The sequence below is a fragment of the Larkinella soli genome (assembly GCF_003703975.1).
In the GTDB taxonomy this organism is placed as follows: Bacteria; Bacteroidota; Bacteroidia; order Cytophagales; family Spirosomataceae; genus Larkinella; species Larkinella soli.
Map to the genome: position 1 here is coordinate 147,426 of NZ_QTJY01000015.1, position 16,772 is coordinate 164,197.

The window sequence follows — 16,772 nt, forward strand, 5'->3', positions numbered from 1 at the left end:
GAGTATGGAAATTATTTGCGTAAACGACAATTTTCCGGCCCCGGTTCTGGCTTTTTATGCCGAGTTCGGCGTTCAGATTCCGAAGCATGAACAGATGTATACGGTCCGGCAGGTGAAGCGGCATACGAACGGGGAAACGGGGGTTTTATTGAATGAGATCCAGAACCCCGAAGTTCCGGTGAAGCACCCGGTTCTGGGCGAGGTCTGGTTTGAACCAACGTTCAATATCAACCGGTTCCGTACGCTGATGGGCCTGCCCGTCCGCCAGGAAGAACTCGAAATGGCCAACTCCTGACTTCCAAAAATCAATAGATAAACCTGCGGTGTCCCCGGGGCGCTGCAGGTTTCTTTAATTCTGTCACTTTCCTTGTTCAGCCAACTGAAAGCATTGACCGGCTTCCACGCTACACGGTTTTCAATCCGTTCCGGCTTCGTTTTTATCGTTGCAGCGGTTTACCTGGCAGCCTGCGGCCGGGGCGACAGCTCCGCGTATGTTCCGAAGCCCAAAGGCTATAACCGGATCGATCTGCCGGCGCATGCTTACCGGCCGCTGACGGGACCCTATCCGTATACGTTCGAGTATTCGAAGGAAGCCCGCATCCTGCCCGATACTTTTCCGGGCGCTCAGCCGCACTGGATTTTCGTTCATTATCCGGCTTTCAAGGCGAATGTGCAGCTGACCTACCACGCCGTCCGGAATGACCCCAAACGGTTGGCCGGTATGATTCAGGACGCTTACAAACTGGCGGCCCGGCACAACGAGAAGGCGTTCGCCTTCAGGGAGGAGGTCGTCCGGCTGCCGAATGGGCTGAAGGCCGATGTAATTTCCATAGCCGGGGAAGTGCCGAGCCAGGTCCAGTTCTATACCACCGACACGACGACGCATTTCCTGCGGGGTGCGCTGTATTTCAACATAGCGACCAAAAACGATTCGCTGGCTCCGGTGATCGATTACCTCCGCAAGGACATCATGCATATGCTGACGACCCTTCGCTGGAAATAAGGAACGGTTTCCGACAATTTCTTCATAAATCGCTTTAATGCGTTATTTATGAATTATTTGTATCTTTATCTCCCTTTTGAAAATTCATAACCTTGACACGAACGAAGTCGGCAACCAGGCGCCCGACCGATGGGACATCCGCTATGAAACGCACGAAATTTAACCCGAATCAACTTCAGATCGATTTTCTGGCTGCGTTTCGGCGTATGCTGGTCAGCCTGGGCAACTCCCAGAATCTGCCCGTCAACGAGGCCATCTTCGTTAAACTGACCGATCAGTGGGAAAGTACCCATGAACTGCCGGCCGACCTGCTGTTTCAGAAAAGCCCGGTCGAAGCGGTGGTCTACCGGCTGTCGAAATTCGACGAACGCCTTCAGTTTCCGGACGAACTGATCGCCGGCGACCTGCGGGGCGTTCAGGGCCTGACCGGTTTTGCGGCCAAATTCCGGGAGCAGGGCTGGGTGATTCTGCCCAGCGAGCTGTCCGGCGCCTACCGGCAGCTGTTTCTGCACATCCTGGCTGCAGCCATCGGGCTGGACCATCTGTATTCCAATCGGGGTGAACTGCTGGCCGAAGCCGAGCGCGTGGCGCTGGCGGCCCTGCTGCCCGAAGCCGAAGTGCGCAGCTTCTTCGGTGTCCGGCTTTCCCGCTTCCCCGACAGCTTCCGGATGGACGTCGCCAACTATTTCAACCTGCCTTTCGAGTCGGTGTTGAAACGGGCGCACCAGCTGGGCATCATCTCCGACGACGTACTCGAAACCGCCAAAAGCGGCACCGTCCGCTCGACCCGCCGTCCGCAATCCAGCCGGGCAGCCTGAGCAGATTCTGTCCGATTTTTAATACCAAATGCCGGTCCGCAAAGTGCCATTCAAATTTGCGGACCGGCATTTTTGTCTTTCTTCCGAAGTCTTCCAACCCGTTGAGCCGTGGCTGGACCACCCCCCGGCCCCCTCCTTGGCAAGGAGGGGGTGGCTCCGCTGGGCATTGAAAATAGCGAAGCACTCCCCCTCCTTACCAAGGAGGGGGCCGGGGGGTGGTTTAATCCTATCCTACTGCGACCATTCGGTCGGTTGGCGGTCCCAGCGGTGGGCGCGGAGTTCCTCCAGCAGGCCGTCGGGCAGGCCCTGCCCGTCGCTGGTGCCGATGTTGGCTTCCACGTTCCGCACCTTGGTCATGCCGGGAATGGTGGTCGAAACGTCGGGGTGGCTCAGAATAAACCGCAGGGCCATTTCGGGCATGTTCGACCCTTCCGGAATCAGCGGGCGCAGGGCTTCGGCGCGGTCGACGCTGGCGTTCAGGTTCTCCGGCACGAAATAGGTCGAGCGCCAGTCGTTTTTCGGAAAGGTGGTTTCCTTCGTCAGCCGGCCGGTCAGCGTACCTTCATCGAACGGCACCCGTGCGATGACGCCCACGTTCAGCTCCCGGCAAAGCGGGAACAGATTATCCTCCGGTGCCTGATCGAAGATGTTGTAGATCACCTGAACGCCGTCAATCAGGCCGGTCCGCAGGGTATCGAGGCAATTGTCCGGCTCCCAGCGGTTGACGCTGACGCCCCAGGCCCGCACTTTTCCTTCCTTCGTCAGTTTCGTAACGGCTTCCTTCCACTCGTCATGGTCGGCCCAGCCGTCTTCCCAGACGTGAAACTGCTGGAGGTCGATGGTGTCCACCCCCAGGTTCTTCATGCTTTTCTCGGTGTATTCCACGATGTAGTCGGCCGGAAAGACATCGGCGAGGGCATAGTCCGGCCGGGAAGGCCACCGGCGGTTTTTGGGAGGAATTTTGGTTGCCACGTAAAGCCGTTTACCCGCGTGCCTTTTGACGAGCTCGTTGAGAATCCGCTCACTAAGCCCGTTGCCGTATGCCCAGGCGGTGTCGAAGAAATTACAGCCCAGTTCGACGGAGCGTTCGAGCGCCCGTTCGACTTCTTCCTGTTCGTGGCCGGTCCAGCCGGCAAGTCCCCACATGCCGTAGCCGATCTCGCTGACCTGCCAGCCGGTGCGGCCAAAAGTGCGGTATTGCATACTTTGTTAAGAGTTATGAGTTAGGCTTTAAAAGTAACTTTGAATTCCGTTACTTTCCGCGCTGACCCACTAACTTTCCATTAAAATGCTTATACGGATTGTGCGTATGGTTTTTCAGGAGGCCCATGTCACGGACTTTCGGTCCATTTTCGACTCGTCGAAGCGGCAGATCCGGGCGTTTCCTGGCTGCCGCCACCTCGAACTCCTCCGCGACCCCGACCAGCCCGCTACCTTCGTCACCTACAGCCACTGGGATAGCCCCGAGGCTCTGGAGCAATACCGCCGTTCGGACCTGTTCAGAACCACCTGGGCGGCCACCAAACCGCTGTTTGCACAGCGGGCCACGGCTTTTTCGGTGGAAACGGTCGAGGTCGTCGGGCCATCAGCGGGGGGCTGAAAACCGCTCGACGGGGTGCTCGATGGGCTTCAGGGTCCGAAGGTAGCGGTAGATATTCCGGAGGTCTTCATCGGTCATGCGGGCATAGAGGGTCCAGGGCATGACGGAGTTGAACCCGCCGGCTTCTACACGATGGATGCGGGTGGTGTCCCGGTAGGCTTTGAACCGGCTTAGAAACGCTTCCTCTGTCCAGGTGCCGAGTCCGGTGCGGGCCGGGGTCAGGTTGGGCGAACGAACGATCCCGCCGGTGGGGGGCGTAAACTCGTGGCCGCCGGCGAAGGCCATTTCCTCCACTTCCTGCCCGTTTTTTACCGGCGTATGGCAGTAGGCGCAGTGAGCGATCGTTACTAAATATTCTCCTTTCTGCTCGGGTGTATTCAGGGTGTTCAGCGGGATCGGCTCCACAGCCCTTGGAAAAGCGCGCATGATCAGGTTCAGCGGGAAGGAAATCCGGCTTTCCGGCATCGCATGGGTTACTGGCCGCAGGGTGCGGAGGTAGGCGATCACCGCCCGGACATCCGCGGGGTCCATGCGCGAAAAGGCCGGGTAAGACATGATCGGAAATACCGGCTCGCCGTTTTTCCGGATGCCGGTCGTCAGCAGGCGGTAGAGTTCGCCGTCCGACCAGGTGCCGAGGTGAGCCGGGGTGAGATTGGCGCCGAACAGAACGCCGGGAAGCCCCTTTTCAATGGCCGGAAAACGGGTGCCTTCCCAGGCCCGGCCGGGGATGACCGGGCCCGAAAACCGGCTGAAGTCCCTCGGCGCGTGACATTGGTTACAGGCCAGCACGGCTTCGGCGAGGTATCTCCCCCGGGCGATCAGGGCGGTGTCGTGCCGGGCAACGATTCCCTCAGGAACCGGCGTACGGAGCGGAAAAAAGGCGTAGAGTACCAGCAAAGCGGCCATCAGCAGCCCAAACAGACCCCTAAGGACGAGCAGCACCCCTTTCAGGATCTTCCCCCGGCGAACCGTGTTCCGGAACAAAGCGGGGCGGAAGGCCCAGCCCGGATCGAGTGTTTTTTTGAGGGTGAGAACGACGGCAGCCGAAAGCAGGAGGGTAATGAACGAAAAGACAAACACGAGCGAAGTCATTGGGCGGTATGGTGTTGATTATCAGCAAAAGTAGCTGCGCCTGCAACGCTCAAAATTGCCAAATGACAATAAAACCGGCGCTCATTTCCGGTTCCTCCGAAGCCGGCTGAGTGAGGAGGGCGTAATGCCGAGAAAGGTAGCCAGGTGCTTCAACGGCACTTTTTGAAGCAGTCCCGGTTCGGCCAGAAGGCGTTCATAGCGCTCCTCGGCCGTCTCGGTCTGGTAGGAGACGATCATGTTCAGGACACTGACGAAGGCTTCCTCCCAGAGTTTGCGGCCCAGTTCCTGCCATTTGGGGATGGTGTCGTACAGATGCTGCATATCCTGATGCGAAATCAGGTACAGCCGGGAGCTTTCCAGCGCCTGAATGTTGAACACGCTGGGCTGCCGGCTGAGGAGGCTGCTCAGGTCCGTGAAAATCAGGTTCCGGCAGGTGGCCCAACCCGTTATTTCCTGCTCGTCGCGGTGATAATAAATGCGCAGGCAACCTTCCTCGATGAAGACGTAACCTGAAGCAATCTGGCCCCTGCGCAGCAGGTGGCGGTTTCGACCGAGCTGCATCGGGCGGAAATAGCGCAGAATTCGGCTCATTTCGTCCTCGTCGACGGAAACGCGGTCCAGAATATATCTTTTCAAATTTTCCATTATATTTTAGCAGGGTAATCCGTAAAATTACAAATCTCTCCTGACCCGAATGAAAACCCGGTTTTTCCACCGATGCCTGCTCCTGGCCGCGCTGCTGGGTTTTGTCGTCCGGACGGCATCGGCGCAAACCGGTTCCGTAACGCTCACGGGGAGGGTGACGGATGCCGCCACGGGCAAACCGCTGCCGTTTGCCAGCGTCTACCTCAACAGTACCACCCAGGGAACTACTACCAACGAACAGGGCCGCTTCCGGCTGACGGGTGTTCCGCTCGGGACCGTCGAGCTGGTAGCTTCCTACCTCGGCTACCAGCCCGTCCGGCAATCGCTGCGGCTCGATAACGACCAGACGCGGGAGGTGAATCTAAGGCTGAAAAGTACCGGTCTGACGCTCGCCGACGTGACCGTGACGGCCAAAAAGAATAAGTCCTGGCTGAGGCAGTTCCGGGAGTTCGAGCGGCAACTGCTGGGCGATACGCCTTTCCGGAGTCAGTGCGGGATTTTGAACCCGAACGTCCTTCGGTTCACGGAGGAAAACCACCATCTGAAAGCCGAGGCCGCCGAGCCGGTCGTGGTCGAGAACCGGGCGCTGGGCTACCGGATCATCTATGACCTTCAGTATTTCGATCTGGAGAAGGGCGGAGTGCTGTATTATGCGGGGGCGACCCGCTTCGAGGAGCTGAAACCGGCCGATGCCCGGCAAACCGACCGCTGGGCCGCCAACCGACGGCGGGCGTATCTGGGTTCGCTGCGGCATCTGCTCGCCAGCCTCATTGCCGGTACCTGGGAGCAGGAGGGATTCATGGTGTACAGCGTCAATCCGGCCTTTCCGCAGGTTACCAACGGCGGCAGTCTGTTGTTCGACGTCAACCGCCACCTGCTTCCCATCGACCCGAAAACCCTGTTCCGGCCCGGACGGCTTTCCTTCGAACGAAAACTGGTGACGACGACTCCGCTGAAAGTGTTCTACACCCGGCTCTATTCCAGCTCACGATCCACGTTCTCGCCCTACCGCGACGCTCCCTACGCCTATACCGAGTTGAGGTTTCCGCAGGGCGGCTGCGAAGTGACCGTCGACGGGCGGGTGACGCTGCCGATGGGAATGCTGGCGATCGGTTATCTGGGCAACGACCGCCTTTCTACGCTGCTTCCCGAAAACTGGACCCACACGCCCGGCGGAGAAGCCGCTCCCGGAACTGCCCCGACGCTGATGGAGGGACAGATTCTGGCGTCGGATTACCGGCTCGATTCCCTGACCAAACGCTGGCGGGAGAAGCATCCCTACCAGGCTCCGGCGGTATTCGCCCACATCGACAAACCGTTTTATTTTACCGGCGATCAGCTCTGGCTCAGCGCCTACGTACTGGATGCCGCCACCTCCCAGATGCTTTTCGGTGAAGGCGCCCTGCACGTCGACCTGCTCACTCCGGGCGGAAAAATGGTTCAGCATCAGTGGCTTCGCATTACCGAGGGCCGGGCTGCCGGCCAATTCCGCTTCTCCGACTCGCTGGCGACCGGCCTCTACCGGCTTCGGGCCTATACCGACGAAGATTTTGCCTCCGCCCGGCCGGCGTTCGAGCGGTCGGTAACGGTTTACAATCTGGCCCGCGGCACCGATTCGGCACCCCTGACGACCGACACGCTCGATCTTCAGTTCCTGCCCGAAGGCGGGCGCTGGATTGCGGGTCTGCCGAACCGGCTCGGTTTCAAGGCCCTCGGACCTGACGGGCGCGGGCGATCCGTTTCCGGGCGGGTGGTCGATGAAGGCGGTCGGGAAGTGGCCCGGTTTACCGGCAACCGGTTCGGGATGGGTAGCGTCGTTCTGAACCCGGAAGCCGGAAAAGCCTACTTTGCCGAAGTGCCGTATGCCGGCAGAACGCAGCGCCGGGCGTTACCGGCCGTGGAGCCGGCCGGCTTTGTCCTGACCGCCGATGCCGTCAGCGATACCGCTTTCCTGACGGTTCGCGTGCTGGCTGCGGGGCAAAAACCCGATGCGGTGGTCTACCTGACTTTGCAGAGTTACGGGCAACTGATTCAGCGGACGAAAATGCAGCTGAAAGACGGCAAAGCCCGGCTGAGTCTAACGACGGCGGTGCTGCCGGCCGGTTTATGTGCGGTGACGCTCTATGACGGCAACGGGCAGGCCCGGGCCGAGCGGCTGGTGTTCATTCCGGACCGGGTCGAACCGGTAAAAGTGCTGGCTCTGACCGACAAGCCGGGTTACAAACCACGGGAGCAGGTGCTGCTGAACCTTCACCTGGATGACCGTACCACCCCCTCCCGGGTGTCGGTTCTGTCGGTTTCGGTAACTGACGCCGACCAGGTGCCCGAAGATTCAACGGAAGCCGACATTCGTACCCATCTGCTGCTGACGGGCGACCTGCGCGGGCGGGTAGAAAACCCCGGCTTTTACTTCCGGGACACGACGGCGGCCACCCGCCGGGCCCTCGACGATCTGCTCCTGACCCAGGGCTGGCGCCGGATCGGCCTGCGGACGCCCGTCACCCCGACCGATACCCTGGGTGGCATTGTCCTGAGCGGTCGTGTGCTGGACGAAAAACGGCGCCCGATCCCCAACGCTCAGCTGCTGTTTGCTTCTCCGAACGCGAAACAGGCATTTTCCTATTCCATCAGCGCCAATGAGCGCGGGCAGTTCCGGCTGGCGGGCCTGGGCGTTTCCGACACGCTTCAGATGCTGGTGCAGGTCATGGACATCTATTTCAAAGCCGTGAAAGCCACCCTGGAGATCGACACCGTGGGGAGTGTCTGGGCGCAGCGACGGGTCGTTCCCGAACCTTCGCCCGACTGGAAGGCGTTTCAGCAGCAGCTGGAAGCCGCCCGAAGCCGCCAGGAGGCCGATCCGGACCTCTATCGGGACAAAAAGGTAAAGGTGCTGAAGGAGGTGACCGTGAAAGGCTACCGCCCGCCCGAGCGCCCGGAGCATATCAAGCGGATGAGCATCCACGGCGATCCCGATGCCGTGATCGAATTTGACGAAAACGCACCGCCGTTTGCGAACGTCTACGAGATGATGCGGGGCCGGGTGCCGGGCGTTCTCGTGTCGGGCGGAGTCGACGGCTATCAGGTCAACATCCGGGGTTCTTTTTCCTTCGGCGGCAATAATCGGCCGCAGGCCAACCAGCCGTTGTATCTGCTGGACGGAACCTACATTACCGAAAACGAGGAGGGAACGACCCTGTTTTCCATCAGTCCGAACGACGTCGAGCGCATCGAGGTGCTGAAAAATGCCGGTACGGCGGCTATTTACGGTTCAAGGGCGGCCAACGGCGTCATTGCCATTTATACGAAACGGGGCATGACGGGCCGGAACCGGGCGAAGGCCAACAACCCCTATGCCAACGTCGGCCTGAGTCGGCTGTCGCTTATCGGGTTTCCGCCCCGACGCGAATTTTACGTTCCCCGTTATGAAGATACGGCCGCTCCCTCTGAAGCCACCACCCGCATCGACCGGCGGGATGTATTGTACTGGAAACCGTTCGTCGAGACCGATTCGAAAGGCAACTCCATCCTGGCTTTTCCGCTTTCGGACGTGGTCCGGACGCTGCGGGTCGTGGTGCAGGGCGTCACCCGGGAAGGGCGGCCGGTGGTTGGGGTTTCACTGCTGCGGGTTCAGTAAGCGGGTTTCCGTTCACGACATCGAGAACAGGGCGCTCAGTTCCTTGGCGTCCTGCGGTTTCATCCGGCCGGCCAGGACCAGGCGTAATTGCCGCCGACGTAAGGCACTGTCAAACAGATTCTTCTCTTCTTCCGTTTCCGGCATGACCGGCGGGACTTCAATCGGACGGCCGTTCTGATCGACCGCCACGAAGGTGTAGAAGGCCCGGTTGGTGCTGACGCGCGTGCCGGCCGGAATGTCCTCCGCCCAGGCTTCAATATTCACTTCCATCGACGAGTTGAAGGCCCGGGTCACTTTGGCCTGCATCGTGACGATGTGGCCCAGCTTGATCGGTTCCGAAAAGGAAACGTTGTCGACCGAAGCCGTCACGACGATGCGGTTCGAGTGTTTCTGGGCCGATATGGCCGCGCAGATATCCATCCAGTGGAGGAGTCGCCCGCCCATGAGGTTGTTAAGGGTGTTGGTGTCGTTGGGAAGCACCATTTCGGTCATGGTTACCAGGGACTCGCGGGCGTGTTTGGCTTGGGGCATGGTTGGATGCAGGACCGGCCGGCCGGTCCGTATCGGATTTTTATGGCTGAACGAAGTTACTTCTTTCCTGATTAACCGCTATTCCGGCCCCATGTTTTTCGAAGGCCCAGGTAGGTTCCCGCTGAATTCGTATAAAGCCGCCCCTGATCGAGGGCCAGAGCGCCGGTCAGGACCGAACCGCCCAGCCAGCGGACGGGCAGCGTGGCCCTCAGCAGCGAGGAAAACTGACCCGGCGAGCCGGGAAGGGCCTGGTCGTAGGTGCCGTAGTTGAGGCTGTACGAGAACCGGCCCTCTATCTCAACCCGCCGGCCGACGGCGGCCCGGAACCCCAGGTGGTAGACCTGAACCCGGTTGTTGATGATGCGCCAGCCGGACTGGTTCCACCATTCCCGCCGGAGATCCGACTGAAGGGTAATGAAGGGCGTTCCGAGCACCTGGCCCCGATACGTCCAGGCTTCCCGGTATTGCGAATGGTTAAAGTAATTGTCGCGCCCTTCCGTCCGGCGCAGGGTTCCGAGGCCGTACAGATCGAGAAACGAGCCGCTCTGGCTCCGGGTCAGCAGCACTTCAAGCAGCAGGGTATTCAGCCGAAAGCCGGTTCCGGCGGCCGGACGGCGTTGCAGCCGGATGCCGCTCAGGCCGTCGGGCAGGTTGGCGAAGATCAGGCCGGAGGAGTCTTCGTAGGGATGTTGGTGGTAGAACAGGAGGGAGGTGGTTTTCCCCGGCAACTCAAGACCGAAATCGTAACTGCCGAGGTGGTTGCCGAAGCGGTTGAAGCCGTCGAAGTACGTATAACGCGGGTTCTGGCGGTCGCGGGGAATGAGGGTTAAAAAAACGTTGCCGAAGTCCCTGAGCCTGCCCGGCAACTGTCCGTCGACGGCCAGGTTCCGGTCCAGGTAGTCGGAGCGGCCGCCCCACTGCGCGTGGTGGTTGATGCCGGCATACAGCCGGAAGCCCCAGGCGGGTTTTCCGAGCCGCCAGAGGGTCGATTTTTCGTGCAGGAACGAATGCTGCATGAACCAGGTATCGGCAAACCAGCCGTGGGCGATGAAGGCGTTGACGCCCAGCCAGCCGTTTCGCCAGAGGGGCGTAAAACCGGCGGTTCCGAACCGGATTTTCGGCATTGGCAGCGCATTCCCCGACCAGGCGAAACTTCCGCTCGACAGCGTGCTGTCGACCAGCCCGATAATTTCACGACGGCGTCCGGCGACGAGTTCAAGGCTGCGGTGCGCCACCCGCACATAGGCTTCAGGGAGAAGAACCGTACTTTGTTTCCCGGCATTGCCGACGATTTCGGCCCGGTAGGTCAGGGTCCAGGGTCGACGGCCGGTGCTGGCCTGTGTATCCCGAAGGGCGACGGAACCGAAGACCCCCAGCCGGAGCGTGGCGGCCGGACTTCGGGCCGGAACGATCCCGAACTGGTTGGCCCGCAGCCAGAAAGGTGTTCGTTCGGCGGAGGCTGCCAGCAGGCCCGCTTCCGCAAAGGGAGTGATCCGGGAGGAAGCTGGCCGCTGGGCAGCGGAATAATGAAACAGAAACAGCAGGAAGAAACCGTACAAATGCTTCATATGGTAAATGAAGTCATTTTTTCGATACGGTCACCGGCTTTTGATGATCCGGTTCAGGAGCCGTCCGGTAGCCAGCCCGAACAGCGCCGGAAAGGGGGATATGACCGTACAGAAGCTCAGAATTTCGGGCACTTTATGTCTCTGGCTTTCTACGAAAAAATAGGCGGCTGCCATGACGAGGCAAAACAGCGGGACATAGGCCCAGGGCCAGCGGTCGGCCCAGTAACCCACGGCGACGTTCAGCAGCACCATGAACAGCAGCGGCTGATGAACGACGTCCGCATAATAGCTGAGAATCGAGGCCACCACCGCCCCGCCGACCGAGAGCGAAGTGACACCAATATTTCGTAACAGAGTTGTATTCATTAATTTATGCGAGGAGAACCGCTGTAAAGGTAACAGCAAATCGGGGCCGGCCGGCTCGTCTTTTCAGCCAAATGGCGAATTTTAACCACGAAGCCGAAAAACCGGCCGGCCAGACCGGTTTCAGTCCTTTTTGCGTTCTTCTTTGCGTTCCTCGCGTTTTTGCCGGCGTTCTTCCTTACGCTCCTCGCGTCGCTCCTTTCGCTCGGCTTTTTTCTCTTCCCGTTTGGCCTTAAAGTCGGCCTTGATGTTCTTCAGGGCATCCTGGAAGGTGACGGTATTGTCAAACTCCTTGTTGAAAGCCTCCACATACGCATTTCGCAGTACCCCGAGAATGATCGGCCAGACCTCGGTATCGGTATTCTCCACGGTACCCCGAATCGGAATCCGGGTCGCTACCTGGTCCCGTTTCTGGTTCTCCAGCAGCTCGGACCCGCCCTCAGCCAGCAGTTCCTTGAAAAACCGGCCCACTGTCCGCTTTTCGCCCTCCTCCTTCAGCTTGAAAATCTTCATGTCCTTGGTGAGCGGCTTGAAGTAACCCACCATCCGGCCGTTGTACATGGCCATTTCACTGATGACGCTGACGGTGCCCTTTTCAAAGTCGATGTCGGCGTATTCGCGGGCCAGCGGGTTGAGTTTGGTCAGCTGGAGGTCATCGAAACTCAGGTTATAGTTGAAGTCGGGGATCTGTTTGAGCAGCATCATGTCGGCGTTGAACTTCATGGTGCCGCCCCAGCCCGGCACGTCGGCCGTAGCGACGACGGGCGAGGGAAGCCGCCCTGCTTTTTCCTCCACGTTTCGGATATTCCGGATCTCGACGTTGATTTTTTCCATCGAAAGGCCGGTTTTGGTCGCGCTGAACAGGTTGACCAGATCGACCTTCCCGGAGTAGGCGGCAAACCGGTTGATCTGAATCGGCAGCAGGTCTTTGACCAGCGCCGTCCAGTCGACCTCTTTCCCTGTCTGGCTGGCCGCTTCGTCTTCGCTGAAGGCGAAGTTCAGTTCCGGCTCATAGCATTCGACTTCGCCGACGAGTTTGCCTTTCCACAAGGCTCTCCATTCCACGGACAGGTCGGATTTCGGGATATACAGGAACGGCTCTTTCACTTTGCCGTTAATCTTCCGGATGCGCAGATCATCGATCTGGTAGGCACCCCGGATCAGGGCAATATCGACATCTTCGATGTGACCGGTGTAGGAGCCCATATCCGCCAGCATTTTATTGACATACCGGAGGACGATATACGGTAGTAACAGCCGGGCAATGATCAGCAGGACCACCAGGGCCAGGATTATCTTCGTTGAGCGTTTCAAAGCAACAATTCATTGGTGTTGCCTATAAAACCGAAAAACCGGCAAACAGTTGGGAAAGAGGGCCGGACCGGAGCGCCTGACCCGCTTTCCTTTAGGGAATGGAATCCTATCCGGTGGTCCGGCGCCCCGTCGGTTCGGTTTAGTTATCGCCCCGGTGAAAATTTACGGCCGTCCAGCGTGGCGTATTTGAAATCGACATTGCCATCGAAGACGGCCTCCGCGAAGGAAGAACCCTGCGGGAGATGGGTGTATTTGAAATCGGCGTACTCGCCGAAGCGGCTGCCGCGGAAGTTTACCCCTTCGTCGAATTTGGTGTATTTAAAGTCGGCATACTGGTCGAAGCGGGCTTTCTGGAAGGTGATGGCTTCGTCGAAATGGGTGTATTTGAAATTGGCATAACCACCGAACCGGACGGTGTTGAAGTCGGCCGCAGCCCGGAACTTGCTGTATTTGAAGTTGGCTTCTTTCCGGAAGGCCGTGTTATTGAAGAGAGCCCGTTGACGGAAATCCGAATATTTGAAGGCCGACTCGTCCTCGAAGGTGCAGCCCTCGAAGGTGACGGCTTCGGAAAAGTGGGCGGAATAGGCCACGCCGTTCCAGGGGCGACCCTGCTTTTCGAGGCTCTTATAGGCCAGGAATTTGCCTTTGAAGGTGCAGTCGCGGAAGGAGAGAGGCACTTCGACGGTACTTTCATAAGCCTCTCCGTCGGCCCAGCGGCCGTCCTTTACCTGCCTTTTGTTGGATAATTCGGTCAGGTCGAGATCGCCGGTGATGGTGACGCCGGTCAGGAAGACGGCTTCTTTCCGGTTGATGCGGTCGAAGAGTTCTTTGGCGTCGATGGTCCGCTGCGCCAGGGCGGCCGGGACCAAAATGAGCGTCAGCAGAAGGGCGGTAAGGTAAGGTTTCATCGTGGAAAATAGGGAATGTTTTCCCAAAGATGAAAAAAGCCCGCCGGAGGTTGCTTCAGGCCGCAACGAATTCATGTTTCGTTGCGGCCTGTCTTTGCTATTCGAGCCAGATGGCTTTATCGTAGGCAATCTCGTAATCGAACTCTTCCAGAGGAATATAACCGGCAAACTTACCGGCTTCATCCACCCGGATGGCATACCATAGGCCGGTCGCGTCGCGCAGCAGCAGCCGGTAGCCGTAGAGCGGATGGAAGGTGTGGCCGTCGGTCCGGTGGTCCCAGCCCGTCTGGAGTTCGATGGCGAAGGCGACCTGGGCCAGGGCTTCGTCGATATAGGCCATCAGACTACCGAAGCCGTCCAGTTCCTCCATCCACACTACCAGTCCGTCGCTCCCCCAGTCGAAAAGCGGCCGGGAGGAGGGAATGAGCAAATCCGTTTTAGTCATTTTCGGCAAAGGATTGAATCATGAACATCGAATACTGAATAACGAATTTCGAGGGGATTTTGTCCCCGGTTTTCATAATTCAATTTCAATATTCTTTCTTCATTAGGCATTGATCATCAATCGGTTAGGAAGCCTGCCGCAGATACGGGCCGAACACTTCCCGACTCTGCTGTTCTTTCCATTTTCGCAGCCAGAAACGATACTTTTTACGGCCGTAGTCCACGAAGTTCGGGATGGAGGTCGCATCGACGACGAACAGCCGGTGCGGCTTCTGTTTCCGGACTCCGATCAGCAGAAACCGGAACCGGCGGGTTTCGGCCCATTCTTCGCCGTCGGCATGGCGCAGGCTGTCCAGATAGAAAGCCGCCTGGCGGTCGTAATCGTAATCGTAGCAGCTCTGGAGAAACTGACTCTGGGTGCGGGCCGAGGTAGTTTTGAAGTCCAGGATCAGCGCGCTCCGTTTCTTCGGGCTGGTATAGACGACGTCCAGACGGGACTTGCAGTCGATCCCGGTGAGGGGGTCCGTAAACAGCACGACCCGTTCCCGTTCCGATTTCCGAAGATACCGGGCACAGAACGAATCCTGACGAATCTGGTCGGTGAGGGTTTCCAGGCGGCCGGCTTCCACGGGCTTCATGTCGGGCAGCAGCTGATCGATGATTCCGGCAACGCTTTCCGGTTCCAGCAGGTGGGAGTGAAAAGCCCGCCCGAACTGCATGGCCCGTTCCGGAATGAACCGCGCCGAGGGCACGGTGCTGAATCCCAGCCATTCTTCCTTCAGGCGAGTCAGGTCGGAGTTCGATACCCTGGGAATCGAGCGGTAATCGGTAAGTTCGGTGATCATGTTTTCTCGCATTAATTCACTAAATTAACATCGGTTCCGTCCAGCATCTCCTGTTCGTTCAGGTGGTGAAACGGGTTGTAGTAATTGAAGGCCGTTTTGACGTTGGCGATGTCGGTCAGCGTTTCCTGCCGGAAAATTTTGTGTTCCTGCACAAAGGCTTTCAGTTCGGCCGTCCGGGCGGGGTCCGCCGGCTGGTAACTGAAGTTAGCGATATAGTATACGCCCTTCGGCTGGATGCGGGTGTTTTCCTTTTTCTGGGCGACGGCCGTCACCACGACATCGGCCAGGGTCAGGTCGTCGTAGAAGAGCGGTTCGATGAGCCGGAAGATATTGTCGACCGAATAGCCGTGGAACAGGAGGGCCGACACACAATTTTTTTCGTCGATAAAGAAAATTTCGGCCCAGTTTTTGGTACCCATGTTCAGGATGTTGTCCGTGAAGATGCGCCATGCAATCGGCTGGAACGTCAGGCTGGAGTCCAGCTTATCGGTTCCGTTGATGTTAAACAGGCCTTCTTTGGCGTCAAAACGGTATTGACGGGGATGTCCTTCCAGGTATTTGAACCGGCTGCCCGTCTGATCGCCAACCACCTCATCCGAAGTTTCGTTAACTGGTTGATAAGGTTTAACTTCCAAAGAATTTTGATTTCTTGTCTCCATATTGTTGTTTTGTGTGTTCATTAGTATTTGTTGTTTACTGTTCGGACAGGGGGACCGCTATGCGATCCCTTTTGCCTTTTTATGGGGTTTTGAAATATAAACTATATTTGAGTTTAAATATACACACATTGAAGTGAAATACAAAGCGGTATTTTGCTTAAGTTTTCTCCCAAAATGGGGCTGAGGGCGGTTTCTTAGGCAAAGGCCCGGTCGGTATGGAGAGGTAGCCCCAGGAAATCCGCCGTTTCTTTTGTTTGGGAGCGCTGAACGTGTAGTTTTGTTGAAGCCGTAAGTCAAAATCTATGTTCTCATTCTTCAGCCGTAAGCAGGAGCGTTCTTCGATCACCGATTTCGGGTTTCTGGGGGTGGACATTCACTCGCACCTGATTCCGGCCATCGACGACGGCGTACCCGGGTATGCAGCCGCTCTGGAATGCCTGCAGGGTTTACAGGATCTCGGCTATAAGAAAGTAATAACGACCCCGCACGTTCTTCAGGATTATTACCCCAACACCAGCTTCACGATCCGCCACGGCCTGAGTGAATTGCAGGATGCCGTCCGGGAAGCCGGTCTGACGATCCAGGTGGATGCGGCCGCCGAGTATCTGGTCGACGATCATTTTCTGTCGCTGCTCCGGTCCGGCGACCTGCTGACCTGGGGTCCTAATTATCTGCTCATCGAACTGCCGTTTGCGGTGCCTCCCCTGAACCTGGAAGACATTATTTTTCAGATCATGACCCGGGGCTATCAACCCGTTCTTGCCCACCCGGAGCGGTATTCCTACCTCAAGGAGCATCCCGACCGCCTGCAGAAAATCAAAGAGCAGGGGTGTATGTTCCAGCTGAATCTGCTCTCCCTGATGGGGCAGTACGGCTCCCGGGTTCAGCAGTATGCCAGACAACTGGTGGAGCAGTCGATGATCGATTTTCTGGGGTCGGACGCCCACCGGCCGAAGGACATCGAAAAACTGGGGCAACTGATCAAGTCGGGCGAGTTGTCCATCCTTGAGTCGCACCAGTTTATGAACCGTTCTCTGGCCTGAGGGTTGGCCGTTTTTCTCCCGCTAATTGGAAATTTTCTGTGCTCCTGTCCGTTAACCGCCAAACGGCTCGGTATTATTTTTTGCCTTTTTTGTATTTTGTATACCTTTTTTAAGAAAGTGTATACTTAAGCCCTCCTTTTTTAGATCCCCCTCCGTTTTTTGGTCCGATAATTGGTTGGTTTCCGCGTGAAGCCAATGCCGCAGATCTTGAGGTGCGTTGTCTGGTATCTTTCACTGCTCTTTACTCAACGCTATGAAAATTTCTATTGTCGGGACCGGTTACGTTGGGTTAGTGACCGGCACCT

The 16,772-nt window shown here is 57.9% G+C and carries 17 protein-coding genes; 6 read left to right on the plus strand and 11 right to left on the minus strand.

Features of this window, described 5'->3' with window-relative positions; genetic code table 11:
• Positions 1–4 precede the first annotated feature (4 nt).
• The 3 genes from DX909_RS23110 (at position 5) to DX909_RS23120 (ending at position 1,821) form a co-directional block, all read left to right on the plus strand.
• Positions 5–295, plus strand: coding sequence for a hypothetical protein (locus DX909_RS23110; RefSeq protein WP_128547597.1), 291 nt, complete (start codon positions 5–7; stop codon positions 293–295).
• 123 nt (positions 296–418) lie between these two features.
• The gene (gldD, locus tag DX909_RS23115; protein WP_445480462.1) at positions 419–1,003 is read left to right on the plus strand and encodes a gliding motility lipoprotein GldD; all 585 of its coding nucleotides are present in this window, start codon (positions 419–421) and stop codon (positions 1,001–1,003) included.
• 143 nt (positions 1,004–1,146) lie between these two features.
• Positions 1,147–1,821, plus strand: coding sequence for a hypothetical protein (locus DX909_RS23120; RefSeq protein ID WP_128547598.1), 675 nt, complete (start codon positions 1,147–1,149; stop codon positions 1,819–1,821).
• A gap of 231 nt (positions 1,822–2,052) precedes the next feature.
• On the opposite strand, the gene DX909_RS23125 is transcribed toward DX909_RS23120, so the two are convergent.
• Positions 2,053–3,024 carry an aldo/keto reductase gene (locus tag DX909_RS23125; RefSeq protein WP_128547599.1) on the minus strand — a complete coding sequence of 324 codons (972 nt, stop codon included), beginning with the start codon at positions 3,022–3,024 and terminating at the stop codon, positions 2,053–2,055.
• An 85-nt stretch (positions 3,025–3,109) separates the two neighbouring features.
• On the opposite strand from DX909_RS23125, the gene DX909_RS23130 reads away from it, so the two are divergent.
• Entirely contained in the window at positions 3,110–3,421 is a 312-nt protein-coding gene (locus DX909_RS23130) for a putative quinol monooxygenase (protein WP_128547600.1), read from the plus strand.
• Here the strand turns inward: DX909_RS23130 and DX909_RS23135 are convergent.
• Both DX909_RS23135 and DX909_RS23140 read right to left on the minus strand, forming a co-directional pair.
• A complete protein-coding gene (locus DX909_RS23135) occupies positions 3,407–4,513 on the minus strand; it encodes a c-type cytochrome (protein ID WP_128547601.1) in 1,107 nt (368 codons plus the stop codon). The two genes, DX909_RS23130 and DX909_RS23135, sit on opposite strands and share 15 nt — an antisense overlap.
• Before the next feature lie 81 nt (positions 4,514–4,594).
• Positions 4,595–5,149, minus strand: coding sequence for a Crp/Fnr family transcriptional regulator (locus DX909_RS23140; RefSeq protein WP_164851378.1), 555 nt, complete (start codon positions 5,147–5,149; stop codon positions 4,595–4,597).
• Between the two features lie 58 nt (positions 5,150–5,207).
• Between DX909_RS23140 and DX909_RS23145 the strand changes: the two genes are divergently transcribed.
• Positions 5,208–8,792, plus strand: a complete 3,585-nt coding sequence (locus DX909_RS23145) for a carboxypeptidase-like regulatory domain-containing protein (RefSeq protein WP_128547603.1) — start codon at positions 5,208–5,210, stop codon at positions 8,790–8,792.
• A 12-nt stretch (positions 8,793–8,804) separates the two neighbouring features.
• Here the strand turns inward: DX909_RS23145 and DX909_RS23150 are convergent, their stop codons facing one another.
• The 8 genes from DX909_RS23150 to DX909_RS23185 form a co-directional block, all read right to left on the minus strand.
• Complete coding sequence (locus DX909_RS23150; protein ID WP_128547604.1) at positions 8,805–9,323, minus strand: acyl-CoA thioesterase; 519 nt, start codon at positions 9,321–9,323, stop codon at positions 8,805–8,807.
• Positions 9,324–9,394: 71 nt separating this feature from the next.
• Positions 9,395–10,891, minus strand: a complete 1,497-nt coding sequence (locus DX909_RS23155; protein WP_128547605.1) for a capsule assembly Wzi family protein — start codon at positions 10,889–10,891, stop codon at positions 9,395–9,397.
• A gap of 30 nt (positions 10,892–10,921) precedes the next feature.
• Positions 10,922–11,257, minus strand: coding sequence for a hypothetical protein (locus DX909_RS23160; RefSeq protein ID WP_128547606.1), 336 nt, complete (start codon positions 11,255–11,257; stop codon positions 10,922–10,924).
• Between the two features lie 120 nt (positions 11,258–11,377).
• Positions 11,378–12,568, minus strand: a complete 1,191-nt coding sequence (locus DX909_RS23165; protein ID WP_128547607.1) for a DUF748 domain-containing protein — start codon at positions 12,566–12,568, stop codon at positions 11,378–11,380.
• Between the two features lie 143 nt (positions 12,569–12,711).
• Positions 12,712–13,476, minus strand: coding sequence for a pentapeptide repeat-containing protein (locus DX909_RS23170; protein ID WP_128547608.1), 765 nt, complete (start codon positions 13,474–13,476; stop codon positions 12,712–12,714).
• Between the two features lie 97 nt (positions 13,477–13,573).
• Positions 13,574–13,921 (minus strand): hypothetical protein, encoded by a 348-nt coding sequence (locus DX909_RS23175; RefSeq protein ID WP_128547609.1) that lies wholly within the window; start codon positions 13,919–13,921, stop codon positions 13,574–13,576.
• Positions 13,922–14,045: 124 nt separating this feature from the next.
• A complete protein-coding gene (locus tag DX909_RS23180; RefSeq protein WP_229311158.1) occupies positions 14,046–14,765 on the minus strand; it encodes a PD-(D/E)XK nuclease-like domain-containing protein in 720 nt (239 codons plus the stop codon).
• Positions 14,766–14,776: 11 nt separating this feature from the next.
• On the minus strand, positions 14,777–15,445 hold the full coding sequence (locus tag DX909_RS23185) for a hypothetical protein (protein WP_128547611.1): 669 nt from the start codon (positions 15,443–15,445) through the stop codon (positions 14,777–14,779).
• A gap of 281 nt (positions 15,446–15,726) precedes the next feature.
• Between DX909_RS23185 and DX909_RS23190 the strand changes: the two genes are divergently transcribed.
• Positions 15,727–16,467, plus strand: a complete 741-nt coding sequence (locus DX909_RS23190) for a tyrosine-protein phosphatase (RefSeq protein ID WP_128547612.1) — start codon at positions 15,727–15,729, stop codon at positions 16,465–16,467.
• Positions 16,468–16,772 lie beyond the last annotated feature (305 nt).

Coding starts and splice junctions, on each gene's coding strand:
- DX909_RS23125 (WP_128547599.1), bottom strand. CDS start 3,024: ATGCAATACCGCACTTTTGGCCGCACCGGCTGGCAGGTCAGCGAGATC.
- DX909_RS23130 (WP_128547600.1), top strand. CDS start 3,110: ATGCTTATACGGATTGTGCGTATGGTTTTTCAGGAGGCCCATGTCACG.
- DX909_RS23120 (WP_128547598.1), top strand. CDS start 1,147: ATGAAACGCACGAAATTTAACCCGAATCAACTTCAGATCGATTTTCTG.
- DX909_RS23160 (WP_128547606.1), bottom strand. CDS start 11,257: ATGAATACAACTCTGTTACGAAATATTGGTGTCACTTCGCTCTCGGTC.
- DX909_RS23190 (WP_128547612.1), top strand. CDS start 15,727: ATGTTCTCATTCTTCAGCCGTAAGCAGGAGCGTTCTTCGATCACCGAT.
- DX909_RS23170 (WP_128547608.1), bottom strand. CDS start 13,476: ATGAAACCTTACCTTACCGCCCTTCTGCTGACGCTCATTTTGGTCCCG.
- DX909_RS23155 (WP_128547605.1), bottom strand. CDS start 10,891: ATGAAGCATTTGTACGGTTTCTTCCTGCTGTTTCTGTTTCATTATTCC.
- DX909_RS23150 (WP_128547604.1), bottom strand. CDS start 9,323: ATGCCCCAAGCCAAACACGCCCGCGAGTCCCTGGTAACCATGACCGAA.
- DX909_RS23180 (WP_229311158.1), bottom strand. CDS start 14,765: ATGATCACCGAACTTACCGATTACCGCTCGATTCCCAGGGTATCGAAC.
- DX909_RS23185 (WP_128547611.1), bottom strand. CDS start 15,445: ATGAACACACAAAACAACAATATGGAGACAAGAAATCAAAATTCTTTG.
- DX909_RS23175 (WP_128547609.1), bottom strand. CDS start 13,921: ATGACTAAAACGGATTTGCTCATTCCCTCCTCCCGGCCGCTTTTCGAC.
- DX909_RS23145 (WP_128547603.1), top strand. CDS start 5,208: ATGAAAACCCGGTTTTTCCACCGATGCCTGCTCCTGGCCGCGCTGCTG.
- DX909_RS23110 (WP_128547597.1), top strand. CDS start 5: ATGGAAATTATTTGCGTAAACGACAATTTTCCGGCCCCGGTTCTGGCT.
- DX909_RS23135 (WP_128547601.1), bottom strand. CDS start 4,513: ATGACTTCGCTCGTGTTTGTCTTTTCGTTCATTACCCTCCTGCTTTCG.